19 protein-coding genes and 4 tRNA genes are annotated in these 21,763 nt (G+C 40.7%); 19 read left to right on the forward strand and 4 right to left on the reverse strand.

Annotation, left to right across the window (positions count from 1 at the left end; all coding sequences use genetic code 11):
• The first annotated feature begins 36 nt into the window (after nt 1–36).
• The 9 genes from ABKW31_RS02520 (at nt 37) to ABKW31_RS02560 (ending at nt 8,122) form a co-directional block, all read left to right on the forward strand.
• Nucleotides 37–657 (forward strand): RseA family anti-sigma factor, encoded by a 621-nt coding sequence (locus ABKW31_RS02520; RefSeq protein ID WP_348614632.1) that lies wholly within the window; start codon nt 37–39, stop codon nt 655–657.
• Nucleotides 641–1,669 carry a MucB/RseB C-terminal domain-containing protein gene (locus ABKW31_RS02525; protein WP_348614633.1) on the forward strand — a complete coding sequence of 343 codons (1,029 nt, stop codon included), beginning with the start codon at nt 641–643 and terminating at the stop codon, nt 1,667–1,669. Before ABKW31_RS02520 ends, ABKW31_RS02525 begins: the two co-directional genes overlap by 17 nt.
• A 3-nt stretch (nt 1,670–1,672) precedes the next feature.
• A complete protein-coding gene (locus ABKW31_RS02530; RefSeq protein WP_348614634.1) occupies nt 1,673–2,161 on the forward strand; it encodes a SoxR reducing system RseC family protein in 489 nt (162 codons plus the stop codon).
• Between the two features lie 185 nt (nt 2,162–2,346).
• Entirely contained in the window at nt 2,347–4,143 is a 1,797-nt protein-coding gene (lepA, locus tag ABKW31_RS02535) for a translation elongation factor 4 (protein ID WP_348614635.1), read from the forward strand.
• Nucleotides 4,144–5,052, forward strand: a complete 909-nt coding sequence (gene lepB / locus ABKW31_RS02540) for a signal peptidase I (protein WP_348614636.1) — start codon at nt 4,144–4,146, stop codon at nt 5,050–5,052.
• Nucleotides 5,053–5,739, forward strand: coding sequence for a ribonuclease III (gene rnc / locus ABKW31_RS02545; RefSeq protein WP_348614637.1), 687 nt, complete (start codon nt 5,053–5,055; stop codon nt 5,737–5,739).
• The gene (gene era, locus ABKW31_RS02550) at nt 5,729–6,631 is read left to right on the forward strand and encodes a GTPase Era (RefSeq protein ID WP_348614638.1); all 903 of its coding nucleotides are present in this window, start codon (nt 5,729–5,731) and stop codon (nt 6,629–6,631) included. The genes rnc and era overlap by 11 nt, the downstream gene beginning before the upstream one ends.
• Before the next feature lie 26 nt (nt 6,632–6,657).
• Nucleotides 6,658–7,299 carry a pyridoxamine 5'-phosphate oxidase gene (gene pdxH, locus ABKW31_RS02555; RefSeq protein WP_348614639.1) on the forward strand — a complete coding sequence of 214 codons (642 nt, stop codon included), beginning with the start codon at nt 6,658–6,660 and terminating at the stop codon, nt 7,297–7,299.
• A 46-nt stretch (nt 7,300–7,345) separates the two neighbouring features.
• Nucleotides 7,346–8,122, forward strand: coding sequence for a TatD family hydrolase (locus tag ABKW31_RS02560; protein WP_348614640.1), 777 nt, complete (start codon nt 7,346–7,348; stop codon nt 8,120–8,122).
• Here the strand turns inward: ABKW31_RS02560 and ABKW31_RS02565 are convergent.
• On the reverse strand, nt 8,099–8,782 hold the full coding sequence (locus tag ABKW31_RS02565; protein ID WP_348614641.1) for an AhpA/YtjB family protein: 684 nt from the start codon (nt 8,780–8,782) through the stop codon (nt 8,099–8,101). The two genes, ABKW31_RS02560 and ABKW31_RS02565, sit on opposite strands and share 24 nt — an antisense overlap.
• A gap of 289 nt (nt 8,783–9,071) precedes the next feature.
• Between ABKW31_RS02565 and ABKW31_RS02570 the strand changes: the two genes are divergently transcribed.
• From ABKW31_RS02570 to ABKW31_RS02585, 4 genes are read left to right on the forward strand one after another with little or no spacing between them, the layout of a single operon-like run.
• Complete coding sequence (locus ABKW31_RS02570) at nt 9,072–9,998, forward strand: ABC transporter ATP-binding protein (RefSeq protein ID WP_348614642.1); 927 nt, start codon at nt 9,072–9,074, stop codon at nt 9,996–9,998.
• Entirely contained in the window at nt 9,995–10,729 is a 735-nt protein-coding gene (locus tag ABKW31_RS02575) for an ABC transporter permease subunit (protein WP_348614643.1), read from the forward strand. Before ABKW31_RS02570 ends, ABKW31_RS02575 begins: the two co-directional genes overlap by 4 nt.
• Nucleotides 10,730–10,731: 2 nt before the next feature.
• Nucleotides 10,732–12,600, forward strand: coding sequence for a Gldg family protein (locus tag ABKW31_RS02580; RefSeq protein WP_348614644.1), 1,869 nt, complete (start codon nt 10,732–10,734; stop codon nt 12,598–12,600).
• Nucleotides 12,597–13,628 (forward strand): DUF4340 domain-containing protein, encoded by a 1,032-nt coding sequence (locus tag ABKW31_RS02585; protein ID WP_348614645.1) that lies wholly within the window; start codon nt 12,597–12,599, stop codon nt 13,626–13,628. Before ABKW31_RS02580 ends, ABKW31_RS02585 begins: the two co-directional genes overlap by 4 nt.
• A 473-nt stretch (nt 13,629–14,101) precedes the next feature.
• Here ABKW31_RS02585 and ABKW31_RS02590 read toward each other — a convergent pair whose 3' ends face one another.
• The 3 genes from ABKW31_RS02590 to folD form a co-directional block, all read right to left on the reverse strand.
• Nucleotides 14,102–16,519, reverse strand: coding sequence for a PAS domain S-box protein (locus ABKW31_RS02590; RefSeq protein ID WP_348614646.1), 2,418 nt, complete (start codon nt 16,517–16,519; stop codon nt 14,102–14,104).
• A gap of 482 nt (nt 16,520–17,001) precedes the next feature.
• On the reverse strand, nt 17,002–17,544 hold the full coding sequence (locus tag ABKW31_RS02595; RefSeq protein WP_348614647.1) for a DUF1415 domain-containing protein: 543 nt from the start codon (nt 17,542–17,544) through the stop codon (nt 17,002–17,004).
• A 12-nt stretch (nt 17,545–17,556) separates the two neighbouring features.
• Entirely contained in the window at nt 17,557–18,411 is an 855-nt protein-coding gene (gene folD / locus ABKW31_RS02600; RefSeq protein WP_348614648.1) for a bifunctional methylenetetrahydrofolate dehydrogenase/methenyltetrahydrofolate cyclohydrolase FolD, read from the reverse strand.
• A 136-nt stretch (nt 18,412–18,547) separates the two neighbouring features.
• Between folD and ABKW31_RS02605 the strand changes: the two genes are divergently transcribed.
• The 6 genes from ABKW31_RS02605 to tig all read left to right on the forward strand — a co-directional run bounded on the left by ABKW31_RS02605 (nt 18,548) and on the right by tig (nt 21,728).
• The gene (locus ABKW31_RS02605) at nt 18,548–19,183 is read left to right on the forward strand and encodes a hypothetical protein (protein ID WP_348614649.1); all 636 of its coding nucleotides are present in this window, start codon (nt 18,548–18,550) and stop codon (nt 19,181–19,183) included.
• Between the two features lie 193 nt (nt 19,184–19,376).
• A tRNA-Pro gene (locus ABKW31_RS02610) sits at nt 19,377–19,453 on the forward strand.
• A gap of 29 nt (nt 19,454–19,482) precedes the next feature.
• Nucleotides 19,483–19,559: transfer RNA gene (locus ABKW31_RS02615), tRNA-Arg, on the forward strand.
• 53 nt (nt 19,560–19,612) lie between these two features.
• Nucleotides 19,613–19,688, forward strand: a tRNA-His gene (locus ABKW31_RS02620).
• Nucleotides 19,689–19,691: 3 nt separating this feature from the next.
• Nucleotides 19,692–19,776 (forward strand) — tRNA-Leu (locus ABKW31_RS02625).
• A 641-nt stretch (nt 19,777–20,417) separates the two neighbouring features.
• A complete protein-coding gene (gene tig / locus ABKW31_RS02630; RefSeq protein ID WP_348614650.1) occupies nt 20,418–21,728 on the forward strand; it encodes a trigger factor in 1,311 nt (436 codons plus the stop codon).
• Nucleotides 21,729–21,763: the final 35 nt, after the last annotated feature.

The following is a 21,763-nucleotide window of genomic DNA, read 5'->3' on the forward strand; positions in this document are numbered from 1 at the left end:
AGATATTTAATTTACATTGAGCGGGAAACAATTTGTATGTCGCAAAAGTTTGAAAATTTGTCAGCTTTAATTGATGGTGAAAACCCTCAGTTTGACTTGCATGGTAATGATACAATTACCGCGATGAAACATGATAAGGAGCTGCAGCAAAAGTGGCACTCGTACCATGTTATTCGTTACGGCTTGCGCAAAGAGTTACCAAGTCAATTAAACTTTGATATTGCTGCGAATGTTGCACTGGCACTTGAGTCTGAACCTGCTATTTTAGCACCGAAAAAGACTTGGCGTGATACTCGACTTGCGAGTTCAGTGGTTCCATTTGTTAAACAAGGCAGCCAAATGGCCATTGCAGCATCGGTTGCTGTGGCGATGATCATTGGTGTGCAGCAGTTTAATCAAACTGATGTTGAACAACCTTTCAGTTCAGCCGCGCCTATTCTGGGTATTCCAGGTGGTTTGTCACCAGTGAGTTTCGAACAAACTCGCACAGTGCCGCAAAATGATATGGTTGAGCAAAAGCGCAGAATTAATGCATATATTGCTGACCATCAACAACAAATGCAGTTAAAATCTGTAGAATTGAACCCAATATCTAATGTGGAACAACAAGTTGAAAAGAGTGATTTGCAGTCTGAAGTCCTTGAACAAACTCCCTAAAAGCTTTGCAGCCTCTGTATCTCTTGGGCTGCTTAGTTTGTTTTTTGTTCCCTTGGTAGGGAACGCGCAGGAGGAAAGCGATACTTCCCCCGCTCTAGAAAATTCTACTTCACAATATCCTGCAGATAGCGCAGAAGCGTGGTTAATGAAACTATCCAGCGCTGTTAAGTCGCTTAATTATAGTATCTCGTTAGTTGTTCTGAAGCCTGGGGTAGATTCCCAACCTTATCTGTGGCGCCATGCTATTGACGATAACGGTGTTGAGTTAGAGCAATTAAATTTACTTAATGGCCCAGGGCGCGAAGTGGTCAGAATTGGTAACAAGGTCAGTTACTTTGAACCTAACGTCCCACCTTACAGTTTGCAGTCAAACACCATCAATGGACCATTTCCAAGTGAACTTCTATACGATCCTGAACAACTATTCGATAGTTACGAATTTGTTTTGGTGGGAAGAAGTCGGGTCTCAGGTCGTTCTGCGCAACAAATTAGAGTCATCAGCAAAGATAAAAGCCGTTTTGGCTTGAATCTTTGGTTGGACCAAGAAAGTGGCTTAATTCTAAAAATGAACATGGTTAATTTAGAAGGGCAGCTACTAGAACAAATTCAAGTAACAGGTATTCATGTAAGTGAAAAACCCGATCCTTTCTTTGCTCGAATTGAGCAAGCCATGTTGCCAGATATCTTGGTTTTACGAAATCAAGTCGACAATCCCCCTCGCTGGAAAATTACTAATCTACCAGTGGGAATGCACATTATAAAACAAGATATCCATCGCTTACCTATGACAGGTGATGTGGTTGACTATATCTTATTGTCAGATGGCTTAGTGGATGTATCCATATATTTGCAGCCCTTACCTAGTGCCAGTGCCTCTCAGGATTTAATTGGTCGTCACGAGTCAAATACCATACTGACTCGTCAGATAGGTGATGTAAGTGTCACTGTGGTAGGAAAGGTGCCTGCGGTAACGGCTGATGCGATTTTAAAGTCTATCCAAGTAGTGCAATAAGCAATGATTGAAGAAATTGGCACCATCGTTGCGATAGCGCATGAAAAAGGAATGCAAAAGATTTGGGTTGAAACGGAGATCAAAACGACCTGTAACTCTTGTCAGGTCCAAACCAATTGTGGCACCAGTGTGGTCGCTAAAGCCTTTACACCGAAAAAGCAAAATATCGAACTCTTCTATGATCTACCTGTAAAAGTGGGGCAGAAGGTAAAATTAGGCATACCCGAAGAAACGTTGTTGAGTGCGTCTTTGCAAGTCTATTTGTTACCCCTTTTTGGACTAATAGTCGGCGCCATGCTTGCAAGCTGGCTAATGCCATTTTTTGCATTAGAATCAGAATTGTGGGTGGTGTTGAGTGGCTTTGTTATGGCTATTTTAGTGTTTTTGCTGATAAGACATAGAATGGCTTCATCAGGCAATCAGCAGTTTTGTCCGACATTACTCGATGTATTTCCACATGATGCTCAGACTATTTCTATCACAAACCTGTGACAAATTAATGGTGCCAAATACTCCACTGAAACTAATCCTCAGATCCTTGTCGCAAAGTTAACTATAAAAATGTAAAATCCAGCCCTATTTAATCAATTGTTCCCATATTTCGCCTGAGCATGCTTGCATTGTTCTGACAAGCACTTGGGGGAAAGCAACAGCACTAGGTACTTTTCTAAATCGCTATGCAAATGAAGCACATACGTAACTTTTCAATAATCGCCCATATCGACCACGGTAAATCAACTCTTTCAGATAGACTTATCCAGCATTGTGGGGGCTTACAAGCCCGTGAAATGTCTGAACAAGTTCTAGATTCAATGGACATTGAACGCGAACGCGGAATTACCATAAAGGCACAAAGTGTCACCTTGAACTATCTTGCAAAAGATGGAGAAACCTATCAATTAAACTTTATAGATACTCCGGGGCATGTTGACTTTACTTACGAAGTATCTCGGTCTTTAGCGGCTTGTGAAGGTGCTTTGTTAGTAGTTGATGCCGGACAAGGGGTTGAAGCTCAGACCTTGGCTAATTGCTATACGGCCATTGAATTAGAAATGGAAGTCGTGCCGATTATCAATAAAATTGATCTTCCACAAGCTGAGCCTGATCGTGTTGCGGCCGAGATAGAGGATATCGTTGGCATACCAGCGATGAATGCTGTGCGTTGTTCAGCTAAAACGGGTATCGGTATTGAAGACGTACTTGAAGTGATTGTAAAGCAGGTGCCTTGTCCAGAAGGCGATCCTAATAAACCACTAAAGGCCTTAATCGTTGATTCTTGGTTTGATAATTACCAAGGGGTTGTTTCATTGGTGCGTATCATTGATGGCCAGTTGCGTAAAAACGATAAAATGAAAATTATGTCAAACGGGGTTATTCACCAAGTTGACAAAGTTGGAATTTTTACGCCAAAAGCGACCGATACAGGAGTATTAAGTGCCGGTGAAGTTGGCTTTATTATTGCTGGTATAAAAGAAATTCACGGCGCCCCAGTGGGCGATACTATTACCTTAGCCAAAGATCCTGCCGCACAAGCTCTGCCGGGCTTTAAGAAAATAAAACCACAAGTTTATGCTGGTATGTTTCCTATCAGCTCAGACGATTATGAAGACTTCCGTGACGCACTCAACAAACTTAGCTTGAACGACGCGTCTCTGTTCTTTGAGCCTGAAAGTTCCTCAGCGCTGGGTTTTGGTTTCCGTATTGGCTTCTTAGGTATGCTGCACATGGAAATTGTGCAGGAGCGTCTGGAACGTGAATATAATCTTGATTTAATAACGACTGCACCAACAGTGGTATATGAGGTTGTAGATTCTTCTGGTGAGGTAATTTATGTGGATAACCCTTCTAAATTGCCTCCAGTGAATAACATTCAGGAAATTCGCGAACCCATAGTGGAAGCCAATATATTGGTGCCGCAAGAATATTTGGGTAACGTCATAACGCTGTGTATTGAAAAACGAGGTACTCAGAATAACATGACTTACCACGGTAAACAGGTCGCTTTAAGTTATGACCTACCGATGGCCGAAGTGGTAGTGGATTTCTTTGATAGACTTAAGTCTACAAGCCGCGGATTTGCTTCATTAGATTACAATTTCAAACGCTTTCAATTGGCTAATATGGTGCGTTTAGATATTTTGATAAATGCTGAAAAAGTAGATGCATTGGCTATGATTACGCATCGTGATAACGCGCAAGGCCGTGGGCGAGATATTGTTGAAAAATTGCGGGATATCATTCCAAGACAAATGTTTGACATTGCTATTCAAGCGGCGATTGGCAATCAAATTATTGCTAGAAGCACGATTAAGCAACTTCGTAAAAACGTAATAGCTAAATGTTATGGTGGTGATGTAAGCCGTAAGAAAAAATTGTTGCAGAAGCAAAAAGAGGGTAAAAAACGTATGAAACAAGTGGGTAACGTAGAACTCCCTCAAGATGCTTTCATGGCAATATTGAAGGTGGGTAAATAGATGGCAAATTATTTTTCTATTTTCTTGGTAGTATTAACTTTAGCTTCCGGATTAATCTGGCTAGTTGACAGTTTGTTGTTTGCGACCAAACGACGTGAGCGCATGGCTTTAGGCGGCACAATGCAAAAAGCACAAGCTGGCATTCAAGCCGATGAACAACTACCTTGGTTAGTAGACACGGCACAGCAAATATTTCCAGTCATCGCTTTTGTTTTGGTCTTACGTTCGTTTTTATATGAACCGTTTCAAATCCCTTCTGGCTCAATGATGCCAACCTTATTAGTCGGGGATTTTATCCTGGTTGAAAAATTTTCTTATGGCTTAAGGGATCCTGTTTTACGCAAAAAGTTTGTTGATATAGGTGAACCTGAACGCGGTGACGTAGTGGTGTTTAAATATCCTGTTGATACTCGCTTAGACTATATTAAACGTGTTGTCGGTTTGCCTGGAGACACTATTATATATCGCAATAAACAACTGCAAATCAAGCCAGCCTGTAATGTGGTTGATAATTGCCTCCCGCTACAAACAGTCGAGCTGAAATTTGAAAGTGTGGGCGAGGAGTTTCAAAACTTTGCTCCCTTAGAAAAACTCACCGAACAGCTAGGTGAGGCGAGTCATCAAATATATCGCACAACCAGTAAAAATAATCGTTCAGGTGAATATTATCAGCAACCTGGTACACAGGTAGATGAATGGTTAGTACCTGAAGGCCATTATTTTGTTATGGGTGACAACCGGGACAATAGTCTAGATGGTCGTTTTTGGGGCTTTGTACCAGAAGAAAACCTAGTCGGAAAAGCCGTAGCAATTTGGATCAGTTTTGAATTTGATCGTGTACCAAGTAGTTGGGTACCAGGATGGATCCCTACCGGTGTTAGATTTGCCAGAGTGGGTGGCATTCACTAAATGCAACTTGTTGATCCTTATGTCAATTTGTACAAAAAAATTGGTTATACTTTTGTAGAACCAGACAATCTGAAGATGGCACTGACTCACCGTAGTGCCAATAAAAAGCACAATGAACGCTTAGAGTTTCTCGGTGATGCCATACTCGGTATGATTATCGCTAAAGAACTGTTTCAACGCTTCCCTTCTCAGCCAGAAGGAAAGTTAACTAGGATGCGTTCGAATTTGGTTAAGGGCGATACACTTGCCATCTTAGCGAGAGAGTTTGACCTAGGTGACTTATTGCTACTTGGTCCCGGTGAATTAAAAAGTGGCGGTTTTAGACGCGACTCAATACTAGCTGATGCATTGGAAGCCATTATAGGTGCTATATACCTAGAAGGTGGATTGTCACAGTGTGAACCCATCGTACTACAGTGGTTTGCAGCAAGACTCGCAGAGCTAGATCCACTGTTGGTGTCTAAAGATGATAAAACCCGTTTACAAGAATATTTGCAGGCTAGAAAGTTACCCTTACCCATATATGAGGTGAGTGAAATTACTGGCCAATCCCATGAACAAATTTTTTACGTCGAGTGCTCGGTGGCGGGTTTGAACAAACCTACTATTGGCAAGGGTAATAGTCGTAGAAAAGCAGAACAAAAGGCAGCAAGACAAGCCTTTGAGAAATTATCAAATGCAGGATAATACCTATTGCGGCATGATTGCTATTGTGGGACGCCCCAATGTGGGTAAGTCGACTTTACTCAATAAATTACTGGGACAAAAAGTCAGTATCACTTCACGCAAACCGCAAACCACGCGTCATAGAATAATGGGCATCGACAGTGAAGAACAATATCAAGCCGTCTATGTTGATACACCCGGTCTGCACATTGAAGAGAAACGTGCCATCAATCGTTATATGAATCGAGCGGCCTCAAGTTCAATTGGTGATGTGGGTTTGGTGTTGTTTATTGTTGAAGGCACTAAATGGACAGACGATGACCAGATGGTCTTAACCAAGATTCAACAGAGTGATTCACCTTGTTGGTTGATCGTTAATAAATCAGACAACGTTAAAGATAAAGAAACCATGTTACCTCATTTAAAATGGTTAGGTGAGCAGCATAGTTTTGCCAAGATAATGCCAGTATCGGCTAAAACGGGTAAAAACGTTGAAGAGTTGCGTAAGTTAGTACAACAAAGCTTGCCACCCAGTGAATTTTACTTTCCTGAAGATTATATTACCGACCGTTCCAGTCGTTTTATGGCTTCAGAAATCATTCGTGAAAAGCTCATGCGTTTTACTGGAGAAGAGTTGCCTTACTCAGTCACAGTGGAAATTGAACAATTTTTATTAAGTGAAAACGGCATGTACCGGATTAATGGCTTGATATTAGTAGAACGAGATAGTCAAAAAAGTATGGTGATAGGCAAGGGTGGCCAACGACTTAAAACCATTGGTGCAGAAGCTCGAAAAGATATGGAAAACTTATTTGATGCCAAAGTCTTTTTAGAATTGTGGGTCAAAGTTAAGTCGGGCTGGGCTGATGATGAACGAGCTTTGCGCAGTCTTGGTTATGGTTTAGATAATTAAATTCCGTTCAAACAATGAGGTTAGGTATGCAATCTATTAGTGATATCAGACGGGACTATACAAAGTCCGGATTAGATACCGAAAATCTAAAAGACGATCCCTTAGAGTTGTTCGATATTTGGTTACAAAATGCAGTTGATGCAAAGTTAGACGATCCGACTGCGATGACTGTGGCAACCGTTGATGCTTCAGGGCAACCGTCGCAGCGTATCGTATTATTAAAAGACATCAGCCAAGGCGGTTTTGTTTTCTATACAAACTTAGGCAGTAAAAAAGCCGACGACCTTAAGCATAATAATAAAATATCATTACATTTTCCTTGGCATATGCTCGACAGACAAGTAAAGATCAGTGGTACTGCACATCAGTTAAGTGTTGCTGAAGTCACCAAATACTTTTTTTCAAGACCCAAACCAAGCCAAATAGCTGCTTGGGTCTCGAAACAAAGCCGACCTATTGCGACCAAACAGCTACTCATGTCACAGTTTAACGAAGCTAAACAAAAATTTATGCAAGGAGAGGTTCCCTTTCCTAGTTTTTGGGGTGGTTATCGGGTTGTACCCCATAAAATTGAATTTTGGCAAGGCGGAGAACATCGTATGCACGATAGATTTGTTTTCTCCTTAGATGAGAATAAACAATGGCAGCATCAGCGCCTGATGCCATAGGTGCCTGTGCCTCTTTTAAGGGGCTTAGTCCTACCTGTGCTTTATTATGTTGATTGACTCCCATTGCCATCTAGATTTTGACTGCTTCGATCATGACCGCCAGCTGGTGATCGAGCACTGCGCAGATTTATCTATTCATACCCTAGTTATACCTGGCACACAGGCTTGTTCTTGGCAAAAAATAATGGAATTAAGTCAGCAATATAAAGCCCTGAAACCAGCCCTGGGTTTGCATCCTTATTTTTTAGCCCAATACCAAGCTAATGACCTGAGCCGCTTGTCTGAATATTTGCAAACATACCGCGATCAAATTGTTGCCTTAGGTGAAATTGGACTTGATAAAGCAATTGATGTGGATGTTAATCTGCAATTGCAGGTTTTTAAATCACAACTAGCCATCGCCAGTGATTTTAACTTGCCTATCATTGTGCATCACAGGCATTCACACAACGAAATCATTCAAACCTTAAAACAATGTCGGTTTTCTGGTGGGGGGATTATTCACGCGTTTTCGGGCAGCTTGCACGAAGCTCTGACTTATCAGGAGATGGGGTTTAAATTGGGTATTGGAGGATTAATTACTTATGCTCGAGCTCAGAAAACCCGACAAGTGGTCGGTCAACTGCCTCTGGAATTATTAGTATTAGAAACCGATGCGCCTGATATGCCCCTAGCGGGTAAGCAAGGTCAGCGCAATACGCCGGAAAATTTACCCCTTATATTGGCAGAGTTGAGCAAATTACGTACTGAAAGCCAAGATGAGATCGCTGCTCAATGTTGTCAAAATGTGTATTCGGTCTTAAATAATATCGGCACTGTTTGAATCTTCTTTGAGTTTGCGTCGATATTGGCGATATCTGATAGTATAAAACGCCCTAGTAACAATACCGCCAGTGAGTGCAGCAAGTAGTAATAAGACTTCAAATTTTTCAATCATTTGTTGTTGATAATCAAAATGAAATTGCATGACTTTTGTTTCGTCGAGCAGAACACGTAGATAGCCGATGATGTCATTCTGATCTGAGCGAACTTCTTGGATAAAGGTTAAGGTTGGCTTAGTCAATTTTTGGTCGCCAACAAAAATCACACTTTCAGCATTCTCTTGCTGAATCAATTGCCCTTTTTGGTTGTAAAGTGCGACACCTAAAACATAATCATTGTTAGTTAAAAAGCTGATTTGTTGCACAAGATTTTGTTCATCTTGTTCTATTATTCCTTTAATCATTGTTTGGGCACTGAGTTTGGCCAAACTGCGGCCTAATTGATTGGCCTGTTGGTGATACCATAGCGACTCTTGTTTGCTATGAACCAACCAAAGCTTGCTACAAATAACTACGCCTATAATCACCAAACTTAAGTTAAGTAAGCGTTTGAAAATTGAAAAATTGCTGGCACGCCAATTATGCAGATAATGGGCATCAGTATTTCGCTCTCTATTGAATGAAAAGAGCTGAAAATTAAATGATGTTTTAGGTAGGTTCATAGTTCGACAATAATGCAATTTACTCCACTTGCCAAGGCAAATAACACAGCAAACAATAAAGCTATATTTGTAACAAATAATGACATTTACTTTTAGTGATTGAACCTTAATGGTTAAATTTAGTCGATAACGCGGACTGACTTTTAGCTACTTCTATATAGAAAATTCGGCCTTGTTAAATTGGAATAATATAAAAAGTTAAATTGCATATAAACCCACACTAGTGTTGAAAATACCTGAGTCATCACTATATCTTAGCTCAGTGTTTTCGATCATTTTTAGGATAGTTATGATCTCGGTAAAAAACTTGTATAAGTCGTTCGGCAATGTTGTTGTCGTTGACGATCTTAGTTTCGATGTAAAGCCTGGCGAAGTCGTGGGCTTTTTGGGTCCCAATGGTGCGGGTAAATCCACTACTATGAAAATGCTCACAGGATTTTTACCGCCCAGTAGTGGCGAGATATCGATATTTGATATGTCATTTAAAAATAAGGCTAAAGCGATAAAACAAGGTATCGGTTACTTGCCCGAGGGGGCACCAGCTTATGGTGATATGACAACCCTGCAATTTTTGAATTTCATTGCCCAGATTAGAGGTTATTCGGGCAATGAAAAGAAAGAACGGATAAAAGATGTTATTGGTAAAGTCGAGCTGCAAGAAGTGCTTGATAAGCCAATCGAGAATCTATCAAAAGGTTTTAAACGACGGGTTGGCCTCGCTCAAGCCCTTATTCATGACCCCCAAATTCTCATTTTAGATGAGCCAACAGATGGATTAGATCCGAATCAAAAACATCAAGTTCGTCGCTTAATTCAAAATCTGGCCAAAGATAAAATGGTCATTATTTCTACTCATATACTGGAAGAAGTCAGTGCAGTATGTAACCGCGTAATGATTATTGCCAAAGGCAAGTTACTGTTTAATGGCACACCTGATGAGTTGAATCGAAAATCGAGCTACTACGGTGCAGTTACTTTGCGCTTTAGCTATAAAGCCGACATTTCTGAATTGGCCGAATTAGATGGTGTAGCTAAGATGCAGGTTAATCCTGAAAACGACGAGGTCACTTTGTTTCCAGAACCTGATAAACAAATTTTACATTTAATTACTGCGCATATTCAACGCTGTAAATTACCAGTCGATAGTTTAACTATTGAACAGGGTAGATTAGATGATGTATTTAGGGAAATTACTCAATTGGAGACTAATAAATGAGTAATGTAACGATTTTAGTAAAGCGCGAATTTGCCAGTTTCTTCGCGACACCTGTGGCATTTGTTTTTATTGGTATCTTTTTAATATTATCTGGGGTTTTTGCCTTTTTTGTTGGCAGTTTGTATGAACGTGGTCAAGCCGACTTATTGCCCTTTTTTAACTTCCATCCTTGGTTGTACCTATTTTTGGTACCCGCCATGGCGATGCGAACTTGGTCAGAAGAACGAAAGAGTGGCAGCATCGAGTTATTGATGACACTACCCATCAGTACATGGCAAGCCATGTTAGCCAAATATCTAGCGGCTTGGCTGGTGCTTGGCCTCGCTTTATTATTAACCTTTCCTTTGTGGCTCACCGTCAATTATTTAGGCCATCCTGATAATGGCATTATCTTAGCGGCTTACATTGGTAGTTGGTTTATGGCCGGAGCATTCTTAGCCATCGGTATTTGTATGTCGGCTATGACTAAAAACCAAGTTATTGCCTTTATTTTATCAGTGCTGGTGTGCTTTTTGTTTGTTGTCAGTGGCAGCAACATTGTTTTGGATGCTTTTAAGAACTGGGCACCCAGCGTCGTGATGGATACGATTGCTTCTTTCAGTTTCCTAACGCATTTTGAAGCATTAGCTAAAGGAGTCATTGCTTTGAACGACATCGCGTACTTTTTATTGGTGACAGTAACATGGTTATTTGTCGGTTTACTCATCATTGATCAAAAGAAGGCGGACTAATAATGCAAAATAAATTTACTACCTCACTTAGTCTGTTACTGATAGCGATAGTGTTTTTTGCCTTAGTGTTGATTAATAATCAAGTGCTGTCTCCTTTTCGTCTTGATTTAACCGAAAACCAAGTTTATTCGCTCTCTGGTGGCAGTAAACAGGTACTGGCAGAAATCGATGAGCCGATTAATTTATATTTTTTCTTTTCTGACAAATCGTCTAAGAATATGACGAGTCTGCGAAACTATGCCAACCGCGTAGAAAGTCTACTAAGTGAATATCAAACCATGGCCAAAGGTAAGTTGACCTTGCAGGTTATCGACCCTCAGCCCTTCTCTGAACAAGAGGACCAAGCCAATCAATATGGCCTAACGGGTGCCACCATTGGCGCCGCTGGAGAAGCGATATACATGGGTTTGGCAGCGACGAATGCTATTGGTGAACACAAAGTGATTGCTTTCTTTGACCCGAAACAAGAAAGTTTTTTGGAGTACGAGATAAGCAAGCTTATCCATCAACTTAGCTCGACTAAAATACCAAAAGTAAGCTTGTTGACTGATCTCAATATTGCCGGTGGGCAAAATCCCATGACGGGACAAATGGATCCTGCATGGACGTTTTACACTCAATTACAACAACTTAATGACGTTGAGCTAGTGGGCAGCGACAGTACTAGTTTACCTACAGATACGGATCTTCTAGTCATCGTTCATCCCCAGGGTATAAGTGAAAGTTTACTTTATGCCATTGATCAATATGCACTTAAGGGCGGCAAGTTATTAGTTTTTGTTGATCCACACAATGAATCTGATCAAATGGCGATGATGGCAGGTTCAATGGGACCTAACAGCTCTTCCTTAGATCCACTGTTTGCTGCGTGGGGAATTGAGTTTGACAGTAAACAGGTACTGCTCGACGCAATGGCGGGCTTAGATATTCGAACTCAAGCAGGTGGTGTTACGCGTCATTTTGGTTTTATTGGCTTAGGTGCTGAGCAGTTAGATAGAGAAGACATAACTACATCGAATCTTGAAGTGATTAATGGCGCTTCATTTGGCACCTTTAACAAAAAGTCAGATATTAAAACCCAGTGGTTACCTTTGATGACATCGACAATTAATGCCGATTTAATCGATGTGAGTACCTATGCTATGACCAGAGATCCTGATGAATTGGCTAAGAAGTTTCAAAGTAAAAATAAGGAGTTTGTATTGGCCGGTCGTTTGATAGGCAAAGCAAAGTCTGCCTTTGAACAAGCACCAGAAGGTCAAGATGCAAGCACTTTTACTGCCTCTACCGATGCATTAAATTTAATTGTGGTCGGTGACACTGACTTACTCGCTGACCGTTTTTGGGTGCAACAAGCAAACTTTTTTGGACAAATGGTTTTTACTCCCTTTGCTAATAATGGTGATTTCGTTACTAATGCAGTGGAAAACTTAAGTGGCAGTGAAGCTTTAATCAGTATTCGCAGCAGAGGTACTTTTGCTCGTCCATTCATTAAAGTTGATGAACTTACCGTTGCAGCGGAGAAAAAGTTCAGAGAACAGGAGTTGATCCTGCAGCAACAGCTTGATGACACTGAGCAGCAATTGATGCAATTACAAACCCAACAAGAAGACGAAGCAGGTCTAGTTATCTCAGCTGAGCAGCAGCAAACAATTGATAATTTCATGCAGAAGAAAATTGAAATTAGAAAGGCACTAAGAGAAGTGCGTCATCAATTAGACAAAGATATAGAACAATTAGGAAATTGGATTAAATTGATCAATATTGCTGCGGCACCTTTTATTTTAGTCATGCTGCTTATTTTATTCAGCGCTTTGTTGCGGACTCGTTCGACAGCTGAGCAGCGCGAAGTAACTAAGGGGGGAGAATGAATAAGCAATTAGGCCTTTTATTACTCCTCACCTGTTTAGCCGTTGGTGGAGGCGTTTGGTTAAGTTATAACAATCAAACAGCGAGCCCAGTTGAAGAAAACTTGTTTAGTCCGGGCATAGAGCAAGCAGGCAAAATTAGTGAAATTACTCTGCAAAATAGTCAAAAGACTCTTTTGCAAGCCAGTTTAGTAGACGATAAATGGACTGTTCAGTTACCGGATTTATTTGGTCATTACCCACTTGATAAAAGTAAATTAGCGGGTTTCTTACAAAAAATAGTGCAAGCTAAATTGGCCGAGGCGAAAACGACAAAGCAGAGCAACTATCATCATCTTGGGGTGGAATCCATCGACAATATTGATAGTCTAGCGACATTGGTGTCACTCAATATGGGTGGTGCAGCAAAACCATGGCAAGTGTTAGTGGGTATTACAGCCAACTTAGGAGAGGGCAGTTATGTGCGACTACCTTCGTCCTCGCAAAGTTATTTAATTGACCAAGTGATCGAGCTACCTAGTGACGAGTTTGAATGGTTGCAGCGGCCTTTATTGCCATTTAAATCAAGCGATATAGAATCAATTAGTCGCAGTGACTCTAAGGCTTGGAAGATCAGCAAATCGGTTGATGATGAAGTATTTAGCCTAGATGCATTACCAAAAGACAGAGAACTGCGTTATCCCGGTATTATTAGTGCTTATGTCGATAGTCTTATTGAGCTTGATTTTGAGCAATTGTTGCCCTTGGATGCTGAACGTTGGCAGAAGGCCAAAGTGATAGCAAAAATAAATGTACTCATCGAGCAAAATCAAACACTACAACTTAAAATAGCCAGTGTAGACAATGACTATTATGTGCAATTTAGCTCTCCCGCGCTCGATGGATATTATCTGGACTGGACTTATAAAATCAGTGCCTTTAGTGCACAACAGTTATTGAAAAATAAAGATGATTTTTTAAGTGAACTCAGTGATACAGGTGATGTTAAATCGCCGACCTTAAAAATTGATGAAGGCGATGCTCCGAACTAAGTAAGCCCAACTCAATGTTTGGACTCCACCACTATAGCTCAACTAAAGTGGTGGAGTCCAAAACCCAAGCTGAGGTTAAGTGTTAAACATAGCTGTTTAAAGTAAAACGCTGCTGAAGTGTAGCCGCTCAGTATTGATATTATATTTGAAGTCTAAAGCGTTTGACCTCATCTAACAGTCAGTATTGTGCCTATCCCCCGTCATGGGGTTATCTTTTAAGTCGAAGTAGATAAAAGAACAAATTGAAACCACGGAGGACACGGAGTTAACAGAGGAAAATCAGTTTAAAAAGACAGTTATTATTGGAGTAAAGAGCTAGAGCTGACTTGCGGTAATGCGCAAATTATAGTCATTCAGGGATTAAATTCTCTCTGCAATTTCAGCGGCTCTGACCCCGCAGTTCCCTGACCCCGCAGTTCCCCCGTTGGTTTTCCGAAGCCCGAACTGGCGATAAAGCACAACAAAGCAGATGCTTACTTTATAAATGACCTCAAAGTACCGTATAGGGTACTAATATCAATAGGTTTTGCTATATGAGCATCAAATCCTTGGCTTAAATAGTTGGAAACGTCATCAACCATCGCATTCGCGGTTAGTGCAACTATCGGTATATGATTATTGAAACTACTGATATTTTTCATTGCTTCGACACCATCCATTTCTGGCATTTGAATATCCATAAGTATCAAATCAAAGTCTTCTTTCTTAGCGGCTTCCACAGCCTGCTTACCGTTATCTACAATGGTTAATGCAGCGTTAGTGCTTTCGAGCATTGACTGAACGACCATTTGATTGATTTCGTTATCCTCAGCAACCAGTATTTTCTTTCCCTTCAACTGCGGCGGAGTCATAGATTTTTGTACGAGAGAGCTGATACTCTTATTAGTTATAGCTAACGGTAATATGACTCTTACGTTTGTCCCTCTACCCACCTTGCTTTTTACATCAATTGTTCCTCCCATCATCTGAGTGAGGCTGATGGTAATCGACATACCCAGTCCAGTACCACCAAACTTACGAGTTGTTGAGTTGTCAGCTTGTGAAAAACGATCAAATATACGTGCTTGAGCTTCCTCGCTTATTCCAATGCCTGTGTCAGCCACTTCAATACTAATAGCCTGCTTTTCGTGATATGGAATTTCGCTAAAGAAAATGTTTACACTACCCTTTTCAGTAAATTTAACCGCATTCGACACAAGATTGAGCAATATTTGCTTAACACGGACAATGTCTCCCAACCAGCGATCATGAAAACTTTCATCAATCTTAATGGCCAGTTGAATACCCTTATTACTGACTAAACTGTCCACTTCAAACTTTACAGATTTAATGATATCCCTCATTGAGAAAGGCTCTTGCTCAAGGCTTAGCTTATTACTCTCTATTTTTGAGTAGTCCAAAATATCGTTGATAATGGTCAATAGTGATTGGGAAGACGATACTGCATTTTTAAGCATGACTTTGGATTTGGTGTCTAAGCTATTAATATTCACCATTTGCAGTCCGCCTAAAATTGCATTCATGGGCGTTCGTATTTCATGGCTCATATTTGATAGAAATTCACTTTTCGTTTGGGTTGCATGTTCGGCCTTTTGCTTAGCTGTTTCTAACTCATTTATCGCATTTATTTTGTCTGTAATGTCGTAATTCACACCAATAACTTTTAATGCATTGCCATCATGGTCTCTGATAACCTCTGCGCTTGCTTTGATCGTTCTAATCTCTCCGTTTGGATGTACTACTCTAAACTCTGGATTGAAAGTACCTATACCGGCTACAGCATCCTCTAATTGTTTGTTAGACGCTTCCATATCACTAGGGTGAAGACTATTAGTCCACGCTTCATAAGCACCAGAAAAACAATTCTCTGTAATGCCATACAGCTTGTACATCCATTCATCCCAGATTAGCTCTCCCGAAACAACATCCCACTCCCAAACACCTATTTGAGCAGATTCATTTGCCAATTTCATTCTCAAGGTATTGGTTTCAGCTTGGCTTTTGGCTATCTGTAATTCGGACTCTATTTGTTTTTGATGAGAAATATCTTGGATGACGGAACAAATCAATTCATCGCCATTTGCCCTCTTAATTTTTACGCCAGTCAATTGTACGGGGTATGTGAAACCCTTTTTATGAATATATTCTTTATAGTAAGGTCCGTAGCGGCCTGTCTCTGATAGAGATTGCAGTTGTTCTTTTTCTTGCTCTTCGTACTTTATCGGCGTCAGTTGCCAATAGTCCATTTGATTTAGTTCGTCTTTGTCATAACCACTAAAACGACTAAATTCCTTGTTTACATATTCAAATGAACCATCGTCTAACCTATTAATTGCAATTCCTATCGGCGCTAAGCTAAAAAACTGTTCAAATTTCTCTTTTTCCTCATTGAAAGCGGAGCTAATTCGTTCTATGTCTGTTGAAGCTTTATGTAATTTATTTTGCGTATCAACTAATTCACTAATGTCTCGACCTATGGCTAAAACAAGAGTTTCATCATCCACATTAAATGCCGTTAGTGATACGAGGCATGGAAAAGTTGAGCCGTCTATTCGAGAATGTACCCACTGAAAAATTTGAGGTCCTTTAGTGAGGGCATTCTTAATGTATTCTCCGGCCATTTCTTCAGATCGCCTCCCACATAGTTGATACTCTGGTGAGATATCGGAAGGCTTTAAATTAAGAAAATTGTCTTCACTTTCGACGCCGTGCAACTTAATTGCAGCTTGATTACATTCTGTGAATTTACCGGATTTAAGGTCGATTATTGATAATGCGTCCCCAGAGACTTCAAATAATTTTTTATACTTTATATTTTCAGCTTTAGCGTTTGAAAGTTGAGCTTTAAGCTGGTCAATCTCCGCTTCGAGAGCGTCTCTGGGTTTACTCATAAGAACTCACTATTAATGACGTCAACTCTTTAACCAAATATGACAATACCTATATTTTATGATTTTTTATAGAAGTTTTAAAAAAAGTAGTGTTGAATGTTTATTTTTTAGAGCACCGTTTGACGAGAATCAATAAGTTTGTCAAATATCTAATCACATAAGCAGATGATCATAGTTGGCTATAATGTTGAGGAGCGAAAAAAGACAACATATTTTTTCCTTATTTAATTTTTTGAATAGTTGAAGAGACCGGATTACGAAAAGGGCGCTCTGAAGTTAATAGACTTTTATTCAGTCTTATGGCCATTTTTCGCTCAGTATACAAATAGTTTCATCGACTGACAGCTATCTAGGGCAAAGGGGGCGTTCGGCAGAGGTAGGTCGAATAACCGCTTTTTGCTAATATGCGACTGTCAGGGCTTGTTGAAACCTAATTTAACAAAAGCCAGATTGCGTTAGGTTTATTCAGTTGAAGACAGCGTTTACTTTAACAAATTTTGCAGATAATTGACGCCCAGCTCTCTAGCCTTATCGATATTTCTTTGTGGGATTAATTCTGGCTGAGGATAGAGTCTTAAGACTTTTTCTAGGCTTGATTCTCGCAAAATATGTAACATAGGGTAGGGCGAGCGATTAGTGAAGTTGGCAGGATCATCCAGCTCTTCTCCCTCAAAACAGTAATCTGGATGAAAACTTGCGACTTGGTAGATACCCCGATAAGCACTTTTCTCAACCAGTGAAGACGCTACCGCCAGCCAATCAAGATAATCGTCAAAGTGCTGATAGGCATGCTCATAAATAAGCAAAGTGGTTTCAATTTCTGCTCTAGTATCCAATAAACTCAATTCGTCTATCAGCGTATTTAAGGCCTCTTTTTGTGAGGCCGATGAATCTATGACATAGCGTATACTTTGACGCTCGAATTCTTTTTTGGCAAAAGGGCAAAAGTTGAGGCCAATAACCACTTTTTCAAGCCATCGCTTCGATTGGCTGATGATGGCTTGATGCTGCTGGCTATCGCTCAAGACTATAACTCATTAAGAATGGTACTTCACATAAGCTTCTAGGGTGTTTTCAATTAGGCTAGCGACTGTCATTGGGCCCACGCCACCGGGTACCGGTGTAATCCAGCCAGCGCGCTCTTGTGCCGTATCGAAGTCAACGTCACCGCCTAAGCTGCCGTCGGTCTGGCGATTAATGCCTACATCAATAACAATGGCACCGGGTTTAATCCAACTACCAGGAATAAAAGCTGCTTTTCCAACTGCAACCACGAGTAGGTCCGCTCGCTCAACATGAGATTGCAGATTTCGGGTGAATTTGTGACAGCTAGTTACGGTGCAGCCTGCCAGCAATAATTCCATAAACATGGGGCGGCCGACAATGTTCGACGCACCAATAATCACAGCGTCTAAGCCCTTTATTGGGCGCTTAGTTGATTCAATTAGCGTCATGATACCTTTGGGAGTACATGGCCTTAAAGCAGGGATACGCTGGGCCAAACGCCCGATATTGTAGGGGTGAAAACCGTCTACATCTTTATGGGGATGAATACGCTCCAGTACTTGCTCTTTGTCCAAACCCGCAGGTAAGGGTAATTGCACCAATATACCGTCAATCTCGTTGTCCGCATTCAACTGGTCTATGACTGCCAGTAACTCTTCTTGCGACGTGGTTGATGGAAGGTCGAATGACTTAGATAAAAAGCCCACTTCGTCACAAGCTTTACGTTTATTATTAACATAAACATGGGACGCAGCGTCACTGCCAACTAGTACCACAGCTAATCCAGGTGGCCGTTTACCAGCGGATAGAATAGCGTCTACTTGAGTCGTGACATTTTGGCGGATATGTTTGGCGATAAGACCGCCATCGATTTTTTGTGCAGGCATAGTGGCTAACGTTTGGCTAATTAGGCTGCTATTGTCACATAGGCGCTTGTTATCAAGCAATTAACTTGCGTTAAAAAAACAAAATCGCCACTATTCCGCTCTATACTGAATCAAAATAGTTTTATTAGGAGGTAAGGTGCAAATATCTGGTGTTGAGGTGTTTGGTTATTGTGCGTCGGCACTCATTGCGTTTTCGTTGACCAGAAGTTCTATTGTGAAATTGCGCTGGTATAATTTATTCGGTGCATCGTCTTTTTGCATTTATGGGATTATTATCAATGCCTACCCCGTTGCGATACTCAACGGTTTTATCGCTATGACTAATATCTTCTTTTTAAGCCGTCTTTTACTCAATACTCAGCAGCATTTCAATATATTAAAAGTAGCGCGTCCGTCAAACTATGTTGATTTTTTCTTGGATTATCATCAAAAAGAAATTAAACAACTCTTTCCACGTTTTATGCGCGGTGCAATGAATGATAACCGCGAATACTTTTTTCTGACCGAACATACCGAGGTGATCGGTATGTTAAGTGGCTACATGAGTGAGGTTGATGTTTTTGTAGTAGATTTTGATTTTGTTATCCCTGCTTATAGGGATTGCCGATTAGGCCACTTTACTCTGGGGCATGGTCAAGAATTACACAAAAAGTTTGGTTTTAAGCAAGTCATTGCGCTAGCAGATAGCTATGAACATGAACATTATTTAACGAATATTGGATTTACCCCGAAAAAAAATGGACGATGGACTTATGATGGGCCACGCAACTAATAAGTTTTTTAAAATAATAGTTAATTTCCAGCAGGATTAATGGCCAAAATTAGCGCAATACGTGCTTAAAATAACCGTTTCGCCGTAAAAGTAAGCAACTAAAACTTTTGTTATAAAAAGTGTTTGACGAGGTCAAATCAACTATGTAACATGCGCCTCCCGTAACCGATGAGAATGAAGTTACGGATTAAGTCGGTGAGTAGCGCAGCTTGGTAGCGCACTTGGTTTGGGTCCAAGGGGTCGTAGGTTCGAATCCTATCTCACCGACCATTTTCTCTTTATTACTTAAGATTCGTCAAGCGTTCGTAGCTCAGCTGGATAGAGCAACGGCCTTCTAAGCCGTGGGTCGCAGGTTCGAGTCCTGCCGAGCGCGCCATGCGATTCGGAAGGACAAGAGTAATAAATTTAAAAGCATTGCAGTTTATTGTGGTGAGCGTAGCTCAGTTGGTAGAGCCCCGGATTGTGATTCCGGTTGTCGCGGGTTCGAACCCCGTCGCCCACCCCACTCGCGGGAGTGGTGGAATTGGTAGACACGCTGGATTTAGGTTCCAGTGCTTTACGGCGTGAGAGTTCGAGTCTCTCCTTCCGCACCAAAGCTTTAAAGATCATCAAAAATATTTTCCTCAAACTAGCTTCCTTTAAAAACCATAAAAACTCCAGACTGCTGTTGATACAGAAATGCTTGTCTTCACCCTCTATTTTACTTATTCATGATTATTCATTGATCTTAGAGTTTGGCGTCGAATGAAACTACTTTTCCTGCTATATATCCATCAGTGCATCGTTGCCACGCAGTTTGTTTCTGTTCAATCACTTGGTTTGAAACACCAGCCCCAAGCTTGTCTTTAAAACAGCGACTAACTCTAATAGATATAAAAATATCTTTTATATAAAAGACCGGATTATTGTGACTTGAGTAGAATCACACCACAAGCTAAGAGCCGCGGCGTTTCTTTACACCGTGACTAGTAAGAAATATTGCACAAACAAGTAGTATAAATTTGTGACTTTTAGTCTCAATCATTTTATTTGTCTTTTACCCTCGACTTGCTATAAAGCTATCGCTATACTACTGCGTCTTTTTATCTGGCAATGTTAAGTTTATCGGTTAAATCCGCGTTTGAGCGGCTGTAGCAATGTTAGTTTTATTGTTGTAGTCAATATCTCGCCAGTAAAATTCCATTAGTTGTTATTAATATATGAGCGCGAGTAAGCGCCTAATCGAGGTAGAAGAATGCAAGTTTCCGTTGAGACGACTACAGGTTTAGAACGCCGTCTTACTATCACCCTTCCTGCGGTATCTATTGATACTGCAGTTAAATCGCGCTTACAGCAATTGTCTAAATCCCAGCGTATCAATGGTTTCCGTCCCGGTAAAGTGCCAGTAAACGTGATCCAAAAGCGTTACGGCCAAGCGGTTCGTCAAGAAATTGCAAGCGAGGCAATGCAGCGTAGTTTTTATCAAGCCATCACTCAGGAAAAAATTACTCCAGCGGGTGCGCCAAATTTTGAATTGAAAACAGACATAATGGGTAAAGACCTAGAGTTTGTTGCTTCATTTGAAGTTTATCCCGTCATAGAAGTTAAAGACACTGACAAGATTGAAGTTGAAAAAGCAGTCGTTGAAATTAACGACAAAGACCTTGCTAACATGATGGATACTTTACGTAAACAGCATGCTAGTTGGAAAGAAGTTAAACGTAAATCTAAGAAAGATGACAAGTTGACTATGGACTTTGTTGGTACTATCGACGGTGAAGAGTTTGACGGCGGAAAAGCTGAAGACTTCGCTTTAGAGATGGGTAAAGACCGCATGATCCCTGGTTTTGAAAAACCGCTAGTGGGTTCAAAAGCCGGTGATGAAGTCATTGTTGACGTGACTTTCCCAGAAGAATATCACGCTGAAAAATTGAAAGGTAAAGCTGCGCAATTTAAGGTTACTGTTAAGAAAGTAGAAGCCTTAGACTTACCGAAAATCGATGAAGAGTTTGCTAAACTGTTCGGTATCGAAGACGGAAGCATAGACGCTCTAAATCTAGAAGTGCGTAAAAATATGCAACGTGAGCTTGACCAAACATTAAAAGCTAGCTTGAAAGAACAGGTTATTAATGGTTTGTTAGCCAATAACAGTGTTGATCTGCCTAAGGCCTTAGTCGATCAAGAAATCGATGCCTTACGTGAGCAAGCTAAGCAACGCTTTAGCCAGCAACAAGGTGGAAATATTGAAAACTTGCCTGAATTACCAGCAGATTTATTTGCTGAGAATGCACGTAAGCGTGTTTCAATCGGTTTGTTGTTAGGTGAAGTTATTCGCACTAACGATTTGAAAGTAGATCAGTCAAAAGTTGACAGCTTGATCGAAACAGCTGCTTCAGCGTATGAAGATCCGGCTGAAGTAGTCGAGTACTACAAATCTAATAAAGAACTAATGCAGCAAATGCAAAATGTAGCAATGGAAGAGCAAGCCGTTGAACTACTATTAACTCAGGCTAAAGTGACTGATGTTACTAAAGCATTTGATGAGATCATGAACAAACAGGCTTAATTTGTTTATTGTTAATTGACTTGTCTAGTCTGCAA

It is taken from the genome of Paraglaciecola sp. 25GB23A, assembly GCF_040012495.1.
GTDB lineage: Bacteria > Pseudomonadota > Gammaproteobacteria > Enterobacterales > Alteromonadaceae > Paraglaciecola.

Bases quoted from the DNA above. Each gene is read 5' to 3' on its own strand.
- ABKW31_RS02520 (WP_348614632.1), top strand. From the start codon at position 37: ATGTCGCAAAAGTTTGAAAATTTGTCAGCTTTAATTGATGGTGAAAAC.
- ABKW31_RS02530 (WP_348614634.1), top strand. From the start codon at position 1,673: ATGATTGAAGAAATTGGCACCATCGTTGCGATAGCGCATGAAAAAGGA.
- lepA (WP_348614635.1), top strand. From the start codon at position 2,347: ATGCAAATGAAGCACATACGTAACTTTTCAATAATCGCCCATATCGAC.
- lepB (WP_348614636.1), top strand. From the start codon at position 4,144: ATGGCAAATTATTTTTCTATTTTCTTGGTAGTATTAACTTTAGCTTCC.
- rnc (WP_348614637.1), top strand. From the start codon at position 5,053: ATGCAACTTGTTGATCCTTATGTCAATTTGTACAAAAAAATTGGTTAT.
- era (WP_348614638.1), top strand. From the start codon at position 5,729: ATGCAGGATAATACCTATTGCGGCATGATTGCTATTGTGGGACGCCCC.
- pdxH (WP_348614639.1), top strand. From the start codon at position 6,658: ATGCAATCTATTAGTGATATCAGACGGGACTATACAAAGTCCGGATTA.
- ABKW31_RS02560 (WP_348614640.1), top strand. From the start codon at position 7,346: ATGTTGATTGACTCCCATTGCCATCTAGATTTTGACTGCTTCGATCAT.
- ABKW31_RS02565 (WP_348614641.1), bottom strand. From the start codon at position 8,782: ATGAACCTACCTAAAACATCATTTAATTTTCAGCTCTTTTCATTCAAT.
- ABKW31_RS02570 (WP_348614642.1), top strand. From the start codon at position 9,072: ATGATCTCGGTAAAAAACTTGTATAAGTCGTTCGGCAATGTTGTTGTC.
- ABKW31_RS02575 (WP_348614643.1), top strand. From the start codon at position 9,995: ATGAGTAATGTAACGATTTTAGTAAAGCGCGAATTTGCCAGTTTCTTC.
- ABKW31_RS02580 (WP_348614644.1), top strand. From the start codon at position 10,732: ATGCAAAATAAATTTACTACCTCACTTAGTCTGTTACTGATAGCGATA.
- ABKW31_RS02585 (WP_348614645.1), top strand. From the start codon at position 12,597: ATGAATAAGCAATTAGGCCTTTTATTACTCCTCACCTGTTTAGCCGTT.
- ABKW31_RS02590 (WP_348614646.1), bottom strand. From the start codon at position 16,519: ATGAGTAAACCCAGAGACGCTCTCGAAGCGGAGATTGACCAGCTTAAA.
- folD (WP_348614648.1), bottom strand. From the start codon at position 18,411: ATGCCTGCACAAAAAATCGATGGCGGTCTTATCGCCAAACATATCCGC.
- tig (WP_348614650.1), top strand. From the start codon at position 20,418: ATGCAAGTTTCCGTTGAGACGACTACAGGTTTAGAACGCCGTCTTACT.